The organism is Pseudoalteromonas sp. K222D (genome assembly GCF_017653575.1).
Lineage (GTDB): Bacteria > Pseudomonadota > Gammaproteobacteria > Enterobacterales > Alteromonadaceae > Pseudoalteromonas > Pseudoalteromonas nigrifaciens.
This window is the reverse complement of sequence record NZ_JAGGDL010000001.1, coordinates 249,935-268,132: the sequence shown is the minus strand read 5'-3', so window position 1 is coordinate 268,132 and position 18,198 is coordinate 249,935. Positions and strand designations below refer to the sequence as shown.

15 protein-coding genes are annotated in these 18,198 nt (G+C 40.3%); 7 read left to right on the top strand and 8 right to left on the bottom strand.

All coding sequences use genetic code 11. The annotated features are described in order from the left end of the window. Positions 1–41 precede the first annotated feature (41 nt). Positions 42–3,041, top strand: coding sequence for a TonB-dependent receptor (locus J5X91_RS01145; RefSeq protein WP_231613466.1), 3,000 nt, complete (start codon positions 42–44; stop codon positions 3,039–3,041). Between the two features lie 120 nt (positions 3,042–3,161). On the opposite strand, the gene J5X91_RS01140 is transcribed toward J5X91_RS01145, so the two are convergent. The 6 genes from J5X91_RS01140 to J5X91_RS01115 all read right to left on the bottom strand — a co-directional run bounded on the left by J5X91_RS01140 (position 3,162) and on the right by J5X91_RS01115 (position 8,864). Then, positions 3,162–3,605, bottom strand: coding sequence for a PA2169 family four-helix-bundle protein (locus J5X91_RS01140; RefSeq protein WP_011328498.1), 444 nt, complete (start codon positions 3,603–3,605; stop codon positions 3,162–3,164). A 173-nt stretch (positions 3,606–3,778) separates the two neighbouring features. Continuing rightward, a complete protein-coding gene (locus J5X91_RS01135) occupies positions 3,779–4,717 on the bottom strand; it encodes a LysR family transcriptional regulator (protein ID WP_011328497.1) in 939 nt (312 codons plus the stop codon). 17 nt (positions 4,718–4,734) lie between these two features. Continuing rightward, entirely contained in the window at positions 4,735–6,450 is a 1,716-nt protein-coding gene (gene aceK, locus J5X91_RS01130; RefSeq protein ID WP_208833917.1) for a bifunctional isocitrate dehydrogenase kinase/phosphatase, read from the bottom strand. A gap of 110 nt (positions 6,451–6,560) precedes the next feature. Next, a complete protein-coding gene (locus tag J5X91_RS01125; RefSeq protein WP_208833890.1) occupies positions 6,561–7,052 on the bottom strand; it encodes a DUF4124 domain-containing protein in 492 nt (163 codons plus the stop codon). 100 nt (positions 7,053–7,152) lie between these two features. Next, positions 7,153–8,646 (bottom strand): DUF3413 domain-containing protein, encoded by a 1,494-nt coding sequence (locus J5X91_RS01120; protein WP_182679242.1) that lies wholly within the window; start codon positions 8,644–8,646, stop codon positions 7,153–7,155. 5 nt (positions 8,647–8,651) lie between these two features. After that, positions 8,652–8,864, bottom strand: a complete 213-nt coding sequence (locus tag J5X91_RS01115; protein WP_011328493.1) for a DUF1414 domain-containing protein — start codon at positions 8,862–8,864, stop codon at positions 8,652–8,654. 62 nt (positions 8,865–8,926) lie between these two features. On the opposite strand from J5X91_RS01115, the gene yejK reads away from it, so the two are divergent. Then, a complete protein-coding gene (gene yejK, locus J5X91_RS01110) occupies positions 8,927–9,943 on the top strand; it encodes a nucleoid-associated protein YejK (protein WP_011328492.1) in 1,017 nt (338 codons plus the stop codon). Positions 9,944–10,022: 79 nt separating this feature from the next. Here yejK and rne read toward each other — a convergent pair whose 3' ends face one another. Next, on the bottom strand, positions 10,023–13,256 hold the full coding sequence (rne, locus tag J5X91_RS01105; protein ID WP_208833889.1) for a ribonuclease E: 3,234 nt from the start codon (positions 13,254–13,256) through the stop codon (positions 10,023–10,025). Positions 13,257–14,026: 770 nt separating this feature from the next. Here rne and rluC point away from each other — a divergent pair. Further along, complete coding sequence (rluC, locus tag J5X91_RS01100) at positions 14,027–14,986, top strand: 23S rRNA pseudouridine(955/2504/2580) synthase RluC (protein WP_011328490.1); 960 nt, start codon at positions 14,027–14,029, stop codon at positions 14,984–14,986. Continuing rightward, positions 14,983–15,651 (top strand): HAD-IA family hydrolase, encoded by a 669-nt coding sequence (locus J5X91_RS01095; protein ID WP_182683383.1) that lies wholly within the window; start codon positions 14,983–14,985, stop codon positions 15,649–15,651. Before rluC ends, J5X91_RS01095 begins: the two co-directional genes overlap by 4 nt. On the opposite strand, the gene J5X91_RS01090 is transcribed toward J5X91_RS01095, so the two are convergent. After that, positions 15,648–16,256, bottom strand: a complete 609-nt coding sequence (locus J5X91_RS01090; protein ID WP_208833888.1) for a Maf family protein — start codon at positions 16,254–16,256, stop codon at positions 15,648–15,650. The two genes, J5X91_RS01095 and J5X91_RS01090, sit on opposite strands and share 4 nt — an antisense overlap. A gap of 131 nt (positions 16,257–16,387) precedes the next feature. Here J5X91_RS01090 and yceD point away from each other — a divergent pair, with 131 nt between their 5' ends. From yceD to plsX, 3 genes are read left to right on the top strand one after another with little or no spacing between them, the layout of a single operon-like run. Further along, positions 16,388–16,912 carry a 23S rRNA accumulation protein YceD gene (gene yceD / locus J5X91_RS01085; RefSeq protein WP_011328487.1) on the top strand — a complete coding sequence of 175 codons (525 nt, stop codon included), beginning with the start codon at positions 16,388–16,390 and terminating at the stop codon, positions 16,910–16,912. A 9-nt stretch (positions 16,913–16,921) separates the two neighbouring features. After that, a complete protein-coding gene (rpmF, locus tag J5X91_RS01080; RefSeq protein WP_011328486.1) occupies positions 16,922–17,092 on the top strand; it encodes a 50S ribosomal protein L32 in 171 nt (56 codons plus the stop codon). An 11-nt stretch (positions 17,093–17,103) separates the two neighbouring features. Beyond that, the gene (plsX, locus tag J5X91_RS01075; protein WP_011328485.1) at positions 17,104–18,141 is read left to right on the top strand and encodes a phosphate acyltransferase PlsX; all 1,038 of its coding nucleotides are present in this window, start codon (positions 17,104–17,106) and stop codon (positions 18,139–18,141) included. Positions 18,142–18,198 lie beyond the last annotated feature (57 nt).

Here is an 18,198-nt window from a genome sequence, read left to right as displayed (position 1 = left end):
CAGCGCCTAAAATCATGCTAATGTTGGATTAAGTTGCAATTATGAACATGCAAAGTAAAAAATATATTAATAAAAAGAATAAAACCTATAGAGGATTTTTGTTTGCCAACTGTTTATATAAGTTGCGCAGTAACCAAACGCATTTATTGTGTAGTTTGAGTGTGCTTGCATCGGCTTTTTTTAGCTTGAATGTTTTAGCCACAGTAACTACCGGGCAAATGGTGCAATTTGATATAAAAGCGCAGCGAGCAGACAAAGCTTTAATAGAATTTGCTAAGCAAACAGAGCAAACCGTGGTGTTTTCTTATGAGTTAGCTAAACAATATAATGCAAATTCGCTTTATGGTTTTTACACCCAATTAGATGCACTGGAGGCACTGTTAGGTGACACTAAGCTCGATGCGGTTGTTGATCAAAATGGTTTACTGAGTATAAAACTCAAACAAATCAATAGGAAAAATAACAACATGATGAAGCTTTCAGGCGTTAGTGCAGCAATATTGCCTGCATTACTTGCTGCAAACACTCAGGGCGTTAATGCTGCTGAAGATGTTGCCCAAGAAAAAATAGAAAAAATTGCCATTGTCGGGAGTCGTGTAGCAGGTCGTTCAGTTGAAGATTTACCTGTTCCGGTTGATATTTTAAGTGCAGAAGCACTAGAGAATACAGGGCAAACAGAAGTGGGCAGAATGCTGCAGTCAATTGCGCCTTCGTTTAACTTTTCAAGCTCGTCAATTAGTGATGGCACCGACGCCCTTCGCCCAGCAACACTGCGTGGTTTAGGCCCAGATCAAACATTAGTACTTATTAACGGTAAGCGCCGCCATCAAGCCAGTATTATTCATATTAATACTTCAGTAGGTCGTGGTACAGCGGGTACCGATATGAATGCTATTCCGGCGTCGGCAATTAAGCGCATTGAAGTACTGCGTGACGGTGCTGCAGCGCAATATGGCTCAGATGCCATAGCGGGTGTTATTAATATAGTACTCAAAGATGGTAGCGAAGGTGGTAAAGCCGCAATTAACTATGGCCAATATTCAGAAGGCGATGGTGAAACGATAAACCTTGATTTTAATAAGGGTTTTGCTTTAGGTGATAAAGGTTACGTAAATACTACACTTAACTACCGTGATCGTGCGCCAACTAACCGTGCCGGTTTACATGGCTCTTGCCAATTTAATGGTTGTACAACACTTGATGACGGCACTTTAGTAGCGGGCGATCCGCGAGAGCTAACAGCCGACAGAGATACCTTTAGAATAGGCGATGCCGACTCACAACAATTTGGCTTAATTGTAAGCACAGGTTATGAGTTAGGTGATGGCGAACTATACGGTTTTATTACTTATTCAACGCGCGATAACGAGTCGGCAGCGTTTTTCAGGCACAATGCCAACGGTGGCGGTAATACGGTTTTACAAGATAACGATGCGACAATTCAGGCTGGCTTTTTGCCAAAAATTAACACCACTATCGACGATATCTCGTATAACTTTGGTTACAAAACGCAATTTGATAACGATGCTAGCTTAGACTTATCGTACACCTATGGTGAAAACAGTATTGATTACACTACCAGTGACACAATTAACGCCTCGTACGCTAACTTTTTACGCTACGACCAAGGCTTAAGCGCTGCTGATATTCGCGCCACTATTCCGCGTGAAGCCTATGCTTACGGTATGGAATTATCGCTACAAACGCTTAATTTAGATTTTACTCAAAATTTTGATGATTACTCACTCGCTATGGGCGCAGAAATTCGCACCGATGAGTATCGCATTTTAGAAGGCAGCGAATACGCATACCGAGATTACGACACTAATAACGGCGTAAGTATATACGACGGTTTAAGCGGTGGCGTTGGTAGCGAAGATGCTTCGGGCGGCACGCAAGGTTTTGGTGGTTCATCGCCAATGTCATCGGTTGATGAGTCGCGCGATGTGATTTCGTTCTACCTTGATGCTGAAACCTATATTATTGAAGACGTTATTTTATCGGGCGCACTGCGCTACGATAATTATAAAGGCTTTGGTGACACGGTTAACTTTAAATTAGCGGGTAACTGGTCGATTACTGACGATATTTCACTGCGTGGTGCATTAAGCTCAGGTTTTAGAGCGCCGTCAATGCAGCAGCTGTATTTTAATAATATCAGTACTCAGTTTGTTGTTGACGATGTTACTGGCAACTTAGTTGCCGAAGAAGTCGGTACTTTTAGAAACGACTCAACATTAGCGCAAAGCTTAGGTATTCCAAAATTAACAGAAGAAAAGTCGCAAAACCGCAGCTTAGGTATAGTGTATAACGTAACAGACAACATTAACGTAACGCTCGACTATTACTCAATTGATATAGACGATCGTATAGTTATCAGTAATCGTTTAGGTAAAGGGTTGTCGCCAAGTCTTGACGCTGCATTAATAAGCTCAGGTGCTGGTGCGGGTCAGTTCTTTTTAAATGGTGCTGATACAGAAACGCAAGGTATTGACTTTGTTGCTACCTGGAACACTGAAGGGTTAGGCGGTACGCTTGATTTTACCTTAGCAGCTAACTTTACTAAAACCGATGTGGTGTCGTTATTTACCCCGGCAGGTTCAGGTTTAGAAACAGTACCGGTTGAGGACGTGTTCTCTGACCAAGAAATTTCGATTATTGAAGAATGGCAACCAGAGGATCGCATTAACTTAAGTGCGCTTTATCAACGTGATGACTGGACAGTTAATTTGTCACTTAATCGCTTTGGTGAGTACACAGTAGAAGATGGCGGCCGCCAGACTTACGGTGCCGAAATATTAACTGATGTTAAAGTAAATTACTTTATAACTGAGAACTTATCGGTAAATATTGGCGCAAATAACTTATTTGATGTCTACCCAGATGAAAATACCATAGGTAATTCACGTACTGGTACTATTGTAGATGCCCAAGGCAATACCATTGTAAGCAGCCCAGGGGTATTTAAATACTCTCGCCGTTCAGCCCCATTTGGCTTTAACGGTGCGTATTACTACCTAGGTGCAGAATACCGCTTTTAATTATAGATACTCCCATTTTTATACTTAATATAAAGCCCAGCATTTAAGAATGCTGGGCTTTTTTAATTGTTTAACCTGAACTCAGCTTTAGGTTGAGTTATTATCCAGAATTTAGGCTACTTACTGCTTTTTCATTCGGCTCATTTCAGCATGACAGCTTTGCATTGTTAGTAATGCTTTAGCTAGTACAGCTTCGCAGTCTGCGGGTTGTGGTTTTTTCATTGCATCTTTAATTTCTTCGAGGGTTTTATCCTCAACTTCTTCTAGCTCTTTAATATACGTATCGTCGTTATTGCTGCTAAATTTAGTGATAAGCGCAGTGTAAGCACGGCGCGCTTCTACCGCAAATGATGAGCCATCTTCACGTTCGCCTTGTTCATTAACAGCAAAAGGTTGTAAGCGTTCAACGGTTACCTTACGCGCATCAATCATGCGCTGGAAAAGGGCGGCAACAGCGGGATCTTTTACGTTCTGTTGGGCTTTTTCGTAAAAATCTATACCACTATTCATTACTTGGATGATGTCAGAAATATGATTTACTTCATTACTTTGATGGGTGTTCATAATGACCTCTCTTATAAATGAAATTAAATGTTCATTTATATAAAAGCAAAGGTTGTTCCACTATAAGAACTTTCGTAGTAGTTTGTTTTTATTGAAATAAATATATAGTGAGGATGATGTTTGCTTACTTATTAGATTAAGTAAGCAAATTTTACAAAGCTTTTGTAACGGTATTACTTAAGTTCTTCAGCAACTTCGGCTACTTTTTGACGTAACCAAATATGACTAGCATCGCGATGTAACAGCGGGCTCCAAATCATATCTAACTCAAACGGTGGAATAGGAAAAGGAGGTTCTAATATTTTAAGACTAGGATCGTCTATATAAATGTTAGCTGCTTTGGAGGGCAATGTTGCTATTAAGTTTTGTACTTTGGCTAAATGTACTGCCACATGGTAGTTACGGGTAAAGGTGGCAATATTACGGTGTTTACCAAAATGAGCGAGTGCTTCATCAACCCAGCCGAGTTTTTGCACATCTTTAGGATCCATTCCTACGCCTACACCAAAACCGGTTTTACTTACCCAAATATGGCGTGCTTTTAAGTAGCTCTCTAGGCTAAAATTGTCAATAATCGGGTTATCGGATTTAACTAAACAGCAAAAACTGTCTTTCCAAATGCGCTTATGATGAAACGATTGCGGTAGGTTTTCAAAGCGATTGATTGCCATATCCACTTTGCCATTTTCCACATCATGAAAGGTCACATCACTAGGGGTGAGTATATCTAAGGTGGTGTCGGGGGCTTCTGCGTGTAATTTACTTAATAGCTTGGGCGCTAAGGTACTGGCCGCATAGTCACTGGCCATTATTCTAAATACGCGTTTACTTTGGCTTGCTTCAAACTCACGATTAGGCGCAAGTGTTTCCTCTAGGGTCATTAATATTCCGCGAATAACGGGTTGTAACTCTAACGCGCGCTCTGTGGGTACCATGCCATCGCTGGTACGTACTAAAATAGGATCGTTAAATAAGTTACGAAGGCGCTTTAAGCCATTGCTCATGGCAGGTTGAGTAATACTTAACCGGTTTGCTGCGCGGGTAACATTACATTCGCGCAATAAAGTATCGAGATAAACCAGTAAATTTAAATCTATTTTACTTATATTCATTGTGTGTCCTTAACGCTTTACCAGTGATGGATAAAACGTTGTGCTGTCGGGTATGGATAAATATGACTAACCTGACCATTTTTAATATTTTGCTGTGCTTGCTTCCAAAAGTTAACATCAATAAGCTCTGGATGTGTGCTCATTAAAAACTGCTTGTAGATTGGGTTAGGCATTACAAAGGTGCAAAGTTGCTCAGGAAATACATCTTGCGGTGCAACCGAATAGCTTTGCTCATCCATTAAGTAGTCGTCATACGTTTTTGCTTTAGGCAGTGCTCTAAAATTCATGTCGGTTAAATATTGCACTTCATCGTAATCATAAAAAATAATACGTTTGTGTTTACTAACACCAAAGTTTTTTAACAGCATGTCGCCGGGAAATATATTAACAGCAATCATTTCTTTTAGTGCCTGGCCATACTCTTCAATCGCGTCGGCGGCACTGGCATCATCGGCATTTTCTAAAAATAGATTAAGCGGTGTCATGCGTCGCTCAATATATAAATGTTTGATAATAAGCCAGTCGCCTTCAATTACCATAGATGAGCCAATGGTTTGGTGTAACTGCTGCAACAAGTTACTATCAAACCGCGCTAAAGGAAATACGACGTTAGAATACTCTATGGTGTCGGCCATGCGGCCAACCCGATCGTGTTTTTTAACTAACTGGTAGCGCTTTAACACGGTATCACGACCAAAAGGTTTACTTTCGCCAAATTTATCTTTAATAACTTTAAATACATAGCCGAATGAGGGCAGGGTAAATACCATCATCACCATGCCTGGTGTACCAGGGGCAATAGTAAATTCGTCGTTAGAGTGAGTTAAATGATTTAAAAACTCACGGTAAAACTCGGTTTTACCTTGTTTATGAAAGCCAATAGCGTTGTAGAGCTCAGCTATGGTTTTATTGGGCATTAATTGGTTTAAAAATCGCACTAATGCGCAAGGTGCATGGGTTTCTACCATAAAGTAGGCACGCGCAAAACCAAAAATAACTCGCATTTGCGACGATTTAGTAAGTAGTGCGTCTAGGTACAAGCCTTTATCTTCATGGTGTAGTACTGCAATAATAAACGGTTGTACGCCGCTTTGCGATACCACTCGCCCTACAATATAGGCAGCTTTGTTACGGTAAAATGGAGTGTGCAGTATATCAAAGCGCATTTGCCAGGCTTTATGGTGCGTATCGGGTGCTTGTTTATAAAATGCTTTTACCAGCAGTCGTATGTCTCGCTCTAAGTTTACAAAGGGAGCTTTAAAATCAAAGTGATTAATGATCTGTTTAATTGTGGGCTTTAGGCCGTCAACCACAGGAAAATAGCTGCGATACTCAGCTTCTACGGGCACTGCAGGCGCATCTTTTAGAGTGGCTTCTACAAAAATAAAGTCGTTATGAAAATAACGGCGATGATACAAGCGGCAAAATACCGAGTTATAAAAAGTTTCGGCAAGCTCAGCCTGAGGATGAAAACATAAAAAATGTTGATAGAGTTTTTTTACTTCTAGCCACAGCTTTTCGTCGAGTTGTTCGGTTTGTTGTTGTCGAAGCGTGGCGGTGGTTTCGTTAACCCGATCATCATAATGGCTAATACGTAATCGGCTTATATCATTAATTGCTTGCCAGTCTCTTTTAGCAAACGCCAGCGGTGCTTTTGCCGTGGTTTTTTGAAATAACAGGTAGTGCTTTTTAAAGCCCGTTAAAATTAATTCAGCAATATGACGAGGCTGCATCATTACTCCTTATTAGACGCTAGAGCTTATACTCTATCGTTGTTAAGAGTATGTTATTCTCGATTTAAAACCAAGCTAAATTAAGATGTTATTTATTCATGAGATAAAGGTTACTGATAGTTGTCTATTTTTTTTTGTAATTTATTAATGCGCTTTTTTACCATATTAATTTGTGCTTTATAGTTTTTGTTAATTACTTTTTGTTTTTTAGCAATATCGGCGGCAATACGTTTTTTATCTTCCTTGGCTAAAATATGGTTAAGGCGCTGTTGCTGTTTATAATCAGCTTGGTCTTTTTTACGATCTAATATTGCTAACTTATGTTGATTACTGCGCAGCTCTGCCTGTAAGCCTGCTAGTAAGCCTGCTAGTAAGCTTTCGCGCTCCAGTTCGTTTAATTGCTTGGTGTAATCTACTTTAGGGCCTACTTGCTGATTTATTATGGTGTTAACTTTGTATACGGTGGCGTTGTTATCGCACGGGAATTGAGAAAAGGTGGTGCCTTCTTGTGTAACACACTTGTAGTAACTGGTTGCACTGAAACTGTTAAAGCTTAAGGTTGTAAGCAAGAGGAAAATAAAAATACAGTACAGCTTAATCATATTGGCTATCCCTAAGAGTGTTTTACTGCGTTAAATTAATAACGTTAAAGTAAAACTATAACCTAGCTTGGCGGTATAGCAAGCTAGGTTAATAATAGCCTTATTGAGTAAAGGTTTTTAACTTTTTGATACTGTGAACTAAAAATGGAATGTCTAAGCCTTGCTCAATAGAAAATCCTTCGGCGGCAGAAATATTTTTAAAGTCGCCATCAGGATCAATTAAGGTAATTCTATCCTTTTTATACGCTATAACCACGCCTTGAGAATAATTAACACCCATATTATCTTTTTTCTGGTGTAAGTTAACACCAAGCATAGTTTGCTCAGCAATAGCGTTGCAGTTTAAATACTGCCCAACAGCGGTCGCTATTATATCGCTAGGTTGAATAAGGCCATTAACGCGAGTGATCCGTTTATCTGAACTATAAAGCGTTGAGGTAATTACCACCTCTTTATTATTATCAGCCAAACTAAAAGCATAAACATGAGTATTTTTATCGCGAGGTGCTAAATCATCAGTGCCTTTAATAATTCTAATTGCACTATTAGTGTGGGTTTGATCGTTAATAAAATTTAACGCTGCAATACCCGTTACTTCAACACTGCGACGTTGGCTTTGCCATGCGGGTAATGTTTGCTCATTTATAATTGTAGATTTATAAAATGCTGGTAAACCATAAACTAAACTAAAGAGCATATCGTTATGATCGGTTGGTTGTAAAAACTGCTTAGTGCTATACAAGTTTTTATTACTGGCAAATTGAGCAAGCTGCTGCGCTGTTTCAAATACAAAAATATCAATTTTAGCCGGTGTGTAATCTTCGCATTTTGTCAGCGGAGTAGGCAATTGGTAGCTAATGTTTTGTTGATTAATTTGCACATTATGCGCTTGTTTATAGCTTTCTATGTCTAGTAGATCATTTTTAGCTAATAAGCTTTTAGCCGTTGTAGGGTAAGAGAGTGGTAAAAAGTTATCTTGTTTAGTTACATCAAACTTTAAATTAGCGTCTGCCCAAATATGAATACTATGACTTAAAGCAAAACAAATCACTAAAAATGAACTCGCGTAGCGAGCAAACTTGAGCTGCTTTAAACGCGCTAAATTTTGCCAAGTAAAATTACTGACCGTTAACTGAAAACCTAAAATAACTAAAACTATGCCACCGGCTAAAATAGTTGTTAAAGCGGGTGAGCTGTTTAAGCGGTGCCATAAAAGCGAAATGATCTCAGGTAAAGCAGAACTACTTAAGTGATAACCTAAATTAAAATAAACATAAGCATCAAGTGTGAGTAAAGAGGCGCCAAAGGTAGCAATAACTGCAGCCATACCGCGAATATGGCGAGGGTATGGAAAAACTAAACTGAGCGGAAATACCGTCAGCACAAACGCTAAAAAGGCAATAAAGCTAGTATGGCTAAGCCAAGTAACTAGCATATAAGTAATACCCATAAAGCTTGTAGGTGGCGAGTCGGCAAACAAGTAGCTTAAGCTAATTAAGAGCGCTAAGCCAATATTGGCAAAGGTAAACCAATGCCCCCAACTTAGTAATTGACTCGCTTTTGATGAAAACTGATTGTGCTGCGATAAATTCATAGAGTTTATTTAACCGACTGTGCGAGAGCTTTAGCAAAGTTCTCGGTAACAGCTTGTCTTTTCCCTGTTGGTACATGCTCTTTTAAGATATGCGTGATAGAATTTCCTAAACACATAAGACTCAAATCAACCGGCGCATTGTGTTGAGTTAACACATCAATAAGCTGATCGACGATTTGTTCTACTTGTTCATTAGAGTATTTTGATAAGATTGGCATCAGTTGGTTCAATTTAATAGTTATATTCTCACATTTTAACACCAGAGGCGTGAAAAACAAAGATGGCAACAGACGTTAAAAAACTAGTCGTTCATTATGTAGACAAAAAAGACGGCGATACTCAAATTCATTTACGTAATGATGAAATGCTAATCAACGATAAAGTAGCTGTGTTTATTGAGCAATTGCATCATGCATATAATGGTAAGCCAGGTAAAGGCTTTTGCGCTTTTAGTGGCGATAAAAATAGCGTAGTTGCATCGGCAATGCAAAGTTACCGTAACAACGAACTTGGCTTTTGGCATATGACAGATCAAGCATCGAGTGTGTTAAAAGAGGAACTTGATAAATACGCATTTAATGAAACCGGTTATTTAGTGTTTTGTCACTATCAGTATGTGGCTACAGACTACATGCTGATTGCGATGATTAATATTAAAGAGCATTACTCAATTACCTCTGAACTTGATTTAGCGTCGTCACGTCATTTAGATATTTCGCGTATGCAATTAGCGGCACGAATCGATTTAACCGCTTGGGACACCCAAGCGCAAGACAATCGTTATATTTCATTTATTAAAGGCCGCGCAGGGCGCAAAGTTGCCGATTTCTTCTTAGACTTTTTAGGCTGTGAAGAAGGTATTGATCCTAAACAACAAAGCCAAGTAATGCTCAGTGCTGTAGAGGATTACTTATCAGAGCAACAATTTGATAAATCAGAAAAAGATGATTTACGTAAACAAGTATTTGATTACTGTAATGATTGTGTAACGACAGGTGAAGATGCCAACGTAAGTGAGCTTTCGGCAACACTTACAAAAGGCGATGACAGTCCGTTTGACAGCTTTTGCAAAGAGCAAAGTTACGATTTAGAAGAGTCATTCCCCGTTGATAAAAAAACAGTGGCAAGTATGGTTAAGTTCTCTGGTTTAGGTGGCGGTGTAAGTGTGAGCTTTGAGCGTAAACACTTAGGTGAACGTGTTACTTATAATGAAGCAACCGATACCTTAGTGATCAAAGGCATTCCGCCAAACTTAAAAGATCAGTTACAACGCTTCATGGAAAAAGAACAAGACTAATGCGATTGATCTAAAGTTACAGGTACAAAAAAGCCCCGCTAGTTAATAATTAACTAGCGGGGCTTTTTAATGAGTATTGTTAATCAACACTCATTGTTTTAGTCATTGTAGAACTTGCACGACCAGCAGGTTTGATTGAACCCGCACGTAAACCACTGTCTGGCACTAGTTCACGTTTATCGTGAGCCATAGCAACAGATGTATGTTTTACTTCGCTATCAGCTACAGGGGTAGGCTGTGCCATTGGCGCACTTGCTGACCCTTGAGCTATCGCTGTTTTAACATGTGGTGCTGCAGTTACTACTGGAGTTTCAACTTTAGCTGGCGCTTCAACTTTAGTTGGCTCTTCAGTTACCACTGGAGTTTCAACTTTAGTTGGCTCTTCAGTTACCACTGGAGCTTCAACTTTAGCTGGCTCTTCAATTACCACTGGCGCTTCAACTTTAGTTGGCTCTTCAGTAACTACTGGGGTTTCAACTTTAGCTGGCTCTTCAGTTACAAATGGAGTTTCAACTTTAGCTGGTTCTTCAGTTACTACTGGCGCTTCAACTTTAGCTGGCTCTTCAGTTACTACTGGGGTTTCAACTTTAGCTGGCTCTTCAGCTGCTACTGGCGTTTCAACTTTAGCTGGCTCTTCAGCTGCTACTGGCGTTTCAACCTTAGCTGGCTCTTCAGCTGCTACTGGCGTTTCAACCTTAGCTGGCTCTTCAGTTTGTACTGGCTCTTCTACAGCTTCAACTTTGGCTAAGTCTTCAACCGCAACGGCTTGTTCAACTTGTTGCGCTGCATCCGCAGGTGTAGCTGCAGATTTAGCTTTAAGCTCTGCTTCATACTCTGCAGCAGCTTGGTCGGCAACAGGAACAAATGCCGGTGCTTCATCTGACTTAGCTTCATTGCCTTCACCTTCAGGGCGACGACGACGCTGACCTGATGCACGAAGATGACGAGGTGAGCGACGTGAACGTGTACGAGTTTGCTCTTGCTCGTCTTCGGTTGTAGGTGTTTCATCGTTAGAATCAACATCTTCAACTTTTTCTTCTTTAATATGAGCTGTTTTTTCTGCCGCTGTTTGAGTTTGCTTTTCTACAACAGGTGCTTGCTCTTGGGCTACTGGTGTTTCTTTTTCTGTAGCTTGTACAGGTGTTTCATCTGTTGTTTGTACCTGCTCAGCATTTTCATCTTGCAGGCGTACTTTTTTACGCAAATTACGACGCTGGCGACGAACCTTTGGTTTTTGATCCTTTGGCTCTTCGGCTTGAACTGGCTTAGTTTCAGCTTCTGCTTTTGCAGGTGCATCAACTTTTACTGCATCTTTATCTTCAGTGCGTGGCTCTGGGCGCTTACGTGAATTAGGATTGCGACGACGCTTATTGCGATTCTCGCCTCTCTCTTGGTTCTCGTTAGTTTGCGTTGCTGCTTCAGGTGTTGATACAGAGTTAGTTTTAACCTCTTCATCCGCAGTACGCTCAGTGCGTGGCTTAGAACGAGGGTTATTACGGCGACGCTGATTGTTGTTATTACGGCGACGATTATCGTTATTACGCGTATTATCGCGCGTTTCTTGTTGCTGTTTTTGTGTTTCTTCTTTTTTCACTTCAACGGTTTCGCTGGCGAATAAAGATTTAAACCACTTACCAATTGCATCCAGTAAACCGCTTTGCGCTTTAGTTTCAGCAGGGGCAACAACGTTAGCAGGAGCCGCTTGTGGAGCTGGTGCTGCAGGCATTACAACGCCTTTTAACATTGGCTCTTCACGTACTGGTGCTACAGGCGACTTAGACATTTCAAATGCTTCAGGCTCTGGAGCAACAATTTGTCCATAGCTTACTGTTTCAATCGTTTCGTCTTTACGTAAGCGCATTACTTCGTAGTGTGGTGTTTCCATGTGTTGATTAGGAATGATCACTATGTCGCACTTATGTTGTTTTTCCATGCGATGAACACTACGGCGCTGTTCATTTAATAAATAAGCGGCAACAGCAACAGGCACTTGAGCATTAACTTGTGCAGTGTTGTCTTTAATTGCTTCTTCTTCAATTAAACGCAAAATAGACAGTGCAATTGATTCGTTAGAACGAATCGTACCTTGACCACTACAACGTGGACATGGGCCTTGGCTTGCTTCACCTAATGAAGGGCGCAGACGCTGACGCGACATTTCGAGTAAACCAAAACGTGAAATTTTACCAATTTGCACACGAGCACGATCAGGACGAACAGCGTCTTTTAGACGGTTTTCTACTTCACGCTGATGGCGTGGTGGTGTCATATCGATAAAATCGATAACAATTAAGCCACCTAAGTCGCGAAGACGTAATTGACGTGCAATTTCATCTGCTGCTTCTAAGTTAGTATTAAGTGCTGTTTCTTCAATATCGCCGCCTTTTGTTGCTTTAGACGAGTTAATATCGATAGAGGTTAATGCTTCTGTAGGATCAATTACAATTGAACCACCTGAAGGCAAGCGTACTTCACGCTGGAACGCAGACTCAATTTGGCTTTCAATTTGGTAATGCGTAAATAATGGCGTATCACCTTGATAAAGCTTAACACGGCTCATAAAGTCAGGGCGAAAACGTTCAATATGCGCTTTAGCTTCTTCAAAAACACGTGGTTTATCAATTAATATTTCGCCAATATCACGACGTAAATAGTCGCGAATTGCACGAAATATTACATTGCTTTCTTGGTGTATTAAAAACGGCGCTTTAGCACTGTCGGCTGCAACACCAATTGCTTCCCAATGAACAAGTAAGGCTTTTAAATCGTAGTTTAATTCTTCAAACGATTTGCCAACACCAGCAGTACGAACAATTAAGCCCATACCTTTAGGAAGTTCTAAACGACTAAGTGACTCTTTTAGTTCAGTACGCTCATCACCTTCAATGCGACGAGATATACCGCCAGCACGAGGATTATTAGGCATTAAAACTAAGTAGCTACCGGCAACGCTGATAAAGGTAGTAAGTGCTGCGCCTTTTTGGCCACGCTCTTCTTTATCAACTTGTACTATAACTTCTTGACCTTCTTTGATCACGTCACGAATATTCGGACGGCCATGGAAAGTATACCCAGCTGGGAAGTAAGTACGGGCAATTTCTTTTAAAGGAAGGAAACCATGACGATCAGCACCGTATTCAACAAATGCTGCTTCAAGAGATGGTTCAATGCGAGTGATTTTGCCTTTATAAATATTGGCTTTTTTCTGTTCGTGACCTGGGCTTTCTATATCTAAATCATATAGGCGCTGGCCGTCAACCAGTGCTACGCGCATTTCTTCTTGCTGCGTTGCATTGATTAGCATACGTTTCATATTGTTACTCTACTAGTTTGTGTCGCTGACATGACGCTGTTTTCACGTCTGTTCAGTTATTCCTATTTTTAGAATGTGCAGCCTCACGACTGGGTCTTTAATGGAACGGCTCTGTTTTTTGCGTACGCAGTATTTTTAAATGCAGGCAAACAATAGTGTATTTATTACTATTAAATTCATAGCAGGGCTAAAACTGTCGGCTTTTCAGCTACGTTACACGTTTTACCCAGAAGTTGGCCTGTCATACTAATCTTATTAAATGCCGTTCATATTTAGGCGCATAGGGCTCGTTAAGTAAGTGAGTAATACAATGTGATGTACTACTAAAATCCATTTTTGTGAGCAAAAATCGCTGCCAATGTTAATGACGACTTATTTATTAGATTTTTTTAGTTCTAAATAAGCTGCTGTACGGTACTACAATTGAGCAAGTGCTGAACGACGTTTTTACGTCGTCACTATCAGACAAATTATCTGTTCATTGCTTTTTCAATCGCATTAAAAATCAATTCATGTTCAAACTTAACTGGCAATATATTACGCGCATTGCCGCTAATTGATCGCACGTGTTGACTGGGTATGTATAAAAGCTTTGGAAAACTTAACTCGGATCTGTATGATCAATTACCCAGAATGTGCATCACGAATGTATTACTGCGTTAAAAAGCACCGTTGTTATTTGCAAATACTAAATATTTGCGCTGCTGATTATCCCACTATTATAACTGTGTTAGCAACTAAATTATTTTTCTTAAATTAGTGATTAGGCAATGTCAGAAAAAAACGACTTACAAGTAACTTATGTCACGATCAACGAAGACCATTTAGGTCAACGAATTGATAACTTTCTTATTACCCATTTAAAAGGGGTGCCTAAAAGCGCAATTTATAAACTTTTGCGTAAAGGTGAGGTGCGCGTTAATAAAAAACGCATTAAGCCGGTATATAAACTGCAGCTAGAAGATGTTCTTCGTATTGCGCCAATTAGGGTGGCAGAACGAGAAGAGTTTGTGCCTTCAAAACTTGATAAAGTAACACGCCTTGAAAATGATATTATATTTGAAGATAAATACCTGATTGTTATTAATAAACCATCGGGTATGGCGGTACATGGTGGTAGTGGCTTAAGTTATGGTTTAATTGAAGCGCTGCGAGTATTACGCCCAGAAGAGCGCAGTTTAGAGCTTGTGCATAGACTAGATCGCGATACGTCGGGGTGTTTATTAATTGCTAAGCGCCGTTCAGTACTGACTGCTTTACATGAGCAGTTACGTGAAAAAACCATGGAAAAAAACTATTGGGCGCTAGTTGATGGCCAATGGGACTCTAAAACTAAAAATGTTACCGAAGGGCTGCGTAAAAATACGCTTAAGTCTGGGGAGCGCGTAGTGCGTGTAGATAACACTGAAGGTAAACCCTCACATACCCGCTTTAAAGTGCTTGAGCGCTTTAACGAGTGCTCGTTAGTGCAGGCGTCACCGGTTACCGGGCGTACTCACCAAATACGTGTGCATACACAATGCAAAGGGCATCCCATTGCGTGTGATGATAAATATGGCGATGAAGAGTTTGATAATTCGATGCGTAAAACAGGGTTAAATCGTTTGTTTTTACATGCTCATGACTTAACTTTTTATCATCCTAAAAACGAAACAACCATGCGCGTAGAAGCACCGCTTGATAAAGCACTGGCTAATTGCTTAGTTAAATTGCGTGCTAATAAAACGTGATAGCAGTCAGTTCGCTCAAAAAGTACAAGCTGGTTATTTTTGATTGGGACGGCACAGTAATGGATTCAATAACTAAAATAGTTAATTGTATTCGCAGCAGTGCCGTTGCGTTAAATATAGAACCGCCAAGCAATGAAGCAACAAAAAGCATTATTGGTTTGTCGCTTGATAAAGCCATTGCGGTATTATTTCCGCTGCATAGAGCGCAGCACCAAGCGTTAATTAGTGGATATAAGCAGCATTACCAAACAGATACTACGGCTACACCATTATTTGCCGATGTAGAAAAAGTGCTATTAGCACTACAGCACAGTGGCATTATTTTAGCCGTGGCAACAGGTAAAGGGCGCGCAGGACTCGATCGTTTATTACACCAAAGTGAGTTAGGGCATTATTTTAGTGCAACGCGTAGTAGTGATGATGCAAGCTCTAAGCCATCGCCCGATATGTTGTTTCAATTATTAGCAGAGCTTGGCATAAGCGCCGATGAAGCGGTTATGATTGGCGATACAAAAATTGATATGGCAATGGCGCAAGCCGCGGGTATGGATAGCATAGGTGTCACTATGGGTGTACATAACGCAAAGCAACTTAGCGAGTTTAACCCGATTGCAACTGTTGATAGTTATCAGCAGTTGCAACAGTTATTGCTGCCTGAGCATTAACTAAGGGGGGTATTTGATTGCGCACTTAGCACATCAAGGCCAAACTCAGCTAATAATTGGCTGAGTTTGATCAGTGGTAAACCAATTAAACAGTTGGGATCGTCTCCAGTTAATTTTTCAAATAAACAAATCCCTAGGCCTTCACTTTTAAAACTGCCTGCGCAATTATAGGGCTGCTCAGCATCGCAATAAGCACTTATTTGCGCATCAGTGAGTGTTTTGAAAGTAACATTAAATGGTTCAATGCAGGTTTTACTCTCCCCAGATGTAAGATCGTAAACGCACAGGCCAGTTAAAAATGTTACACTATGGCCGCTAAAAAGGGATAACTGCTTTACGGCATTGTGTTTATTATGAGGTTTACCTAAAATTTGCTCATTAAATACAGCAACCTGATCTGAGCCAATCACTAAGCCTTTACTAAAGTGTTTACTAGCTGCGCGGGCTTTTAATTCACTTAAACGCTTAACTAGTTGTGCAGGGGTTTCATTGTTTAATGCTGACTCGTCAACATTCGGTGAAAATGTATCGAATGGTAGATTGAATTTTTGTAATAAAGACTGCCTAAAGAGTGAGCTTGAGGCTAATATAAGTGGGTACTTCATAGATTGTTTTCCTAACCAAAATCAGATTGAGTTAGGATAAATCAGATCCGTGAGTAAAACACGTGAAAAACCACGTAAATATGGTTTTTTACTTTGACTAACCAACTAACTATCTATATGATGCAGCCCCTATGCAAAAGGTGAAAATTCCCATCACTCTTCATCCAGGCAAAGCAGCGCAACACCGTTTAAAGTATGACGGCATTGTACCGCTTGAGAAACTAACTCGTTTACGAGAAGTTGTGCAGGAAGAAGTAGGTGAAATAGCGGTAAAAATTCATTGCAAAAACGACGACCAAGGTTTTGTTGTGATTAGAGGCAATTTGTCCACACACGTAACTGTCACTTGTCAACGTTGTAATGGTGATTTAGGGTTGGATTTGGTGCAAGATTTTGTTTATTCACCAGTTGGTGATGAAACAGAATCAGACATTTTTCCAGAAGACTACGATGAAGTAGCGCTTGATGAAAATGGTGAAATTAACGTTTTTAATTTAATTGAAGACGAATTAATTTTAGCAGTTCCATTGGTCTCTACCCACAACGAAGCTTCATGCAGTTATTCAGCAAAGCCTGCCAGCTTTGGTGTTTTAAAGGCGGAAGATGAGAAACCTAATCCATTTGATATTTTGAAACAACTTAAGAAAGATTCTTAGGAGAAGACTATGGCTGTACAAAAAAGCAAAAAGTCTCGTGCAAGACGCGGCATGCGCCGTTCACACGATGCGATTAGTGGTCCAAGCTTAACTGTAGATCAAACATCTGGTGAGACTCATCGTCGCCACCATGTGACTGCAGATGGTTACTACAAAGGCGTTCAAGTAATTTCTAAATAAGAGATTTCTTTATGCTGAATAATCTAACCATAGCGTTAGATATGATGGGGGGCGATTACGGCCCCCGTTCATCTATCCCCGCTGCCGTTAACGCGGTAAATGCTCATGCTAATTTAACGCTAATTTTATGCGGAAATGAGCAAGTCATATCAAAACAACTCGAATCACTCGATTCATTAGCACACCCTCGACTTATTATTCGCCACTGTAGCGAAGTTGTTACAAATGCATGTAAGCCCGGTGTTGCTGTACGCTCCAAAAAAGATTCATCTATGCGCGTTGCCCTTAACTTAGTTAAATCGGGCGAGGCTCAAGCATGCGTAAGTTCAGGTAATACTGGCGCGTTATTCTTTATGGCACATTACGTGTTAAAAATGCTTCCTGGTGTAAAACGTCCAGCACTTATTTCTGCGGTACCTACAGAGCGAAAAAACCCTGTTTATTTACTCGATCTGGGTGCTAACGTACATTGCGATGCGCAAACCTTATATCAATTTGGCATTATGGGGTCGGTAGTCGCAGGGCAAGCACTTGGCTGCGATAATCCCAAAGTAAGTTTATTAAATATTGGCTCTGAAGATATCAAAGGCCATGAAGATATTAAGCAAGCTGCACAATTAATGCAGCAAAGCCCTTTAATCAACTATATTGGTTACAGTGAAGGTAGCGATATATTTACCGGAAAAGCCGATGTTATTGTATGCGAAGGCTTTGTGGGTAATGTGGCGCTTAAAACCTGTGAAGGGATTGCAAAACTTATAATGAATAAGTTTACCGCCGCGCTTGAAAAGCACCTCGTATATAAATGCATGGCGTTTATGCTGAGCCCAATAATAAAAAAACTCTATAAAAGGGTGAACCCCGACCAGTATAACGGTGCAAGTCTGGTAGGATTGCGCGGTATTGTGGTTAAAAGCCATGGAAATGCCTCAGCTAAAGCATTTCAAGCAGCAATTGATGAAGCGGTAAAGGAGGTTGAACGCCAACTTCCTGACAAAATAGCCGCAATTTTTGAAAAAATACATTCTAAAGACACGGTGAACGAGTAGTAATTGAGTTGCCGTGTTTATAACATTATTTATTTGTTTAATTAAAAAGAGCAAAAT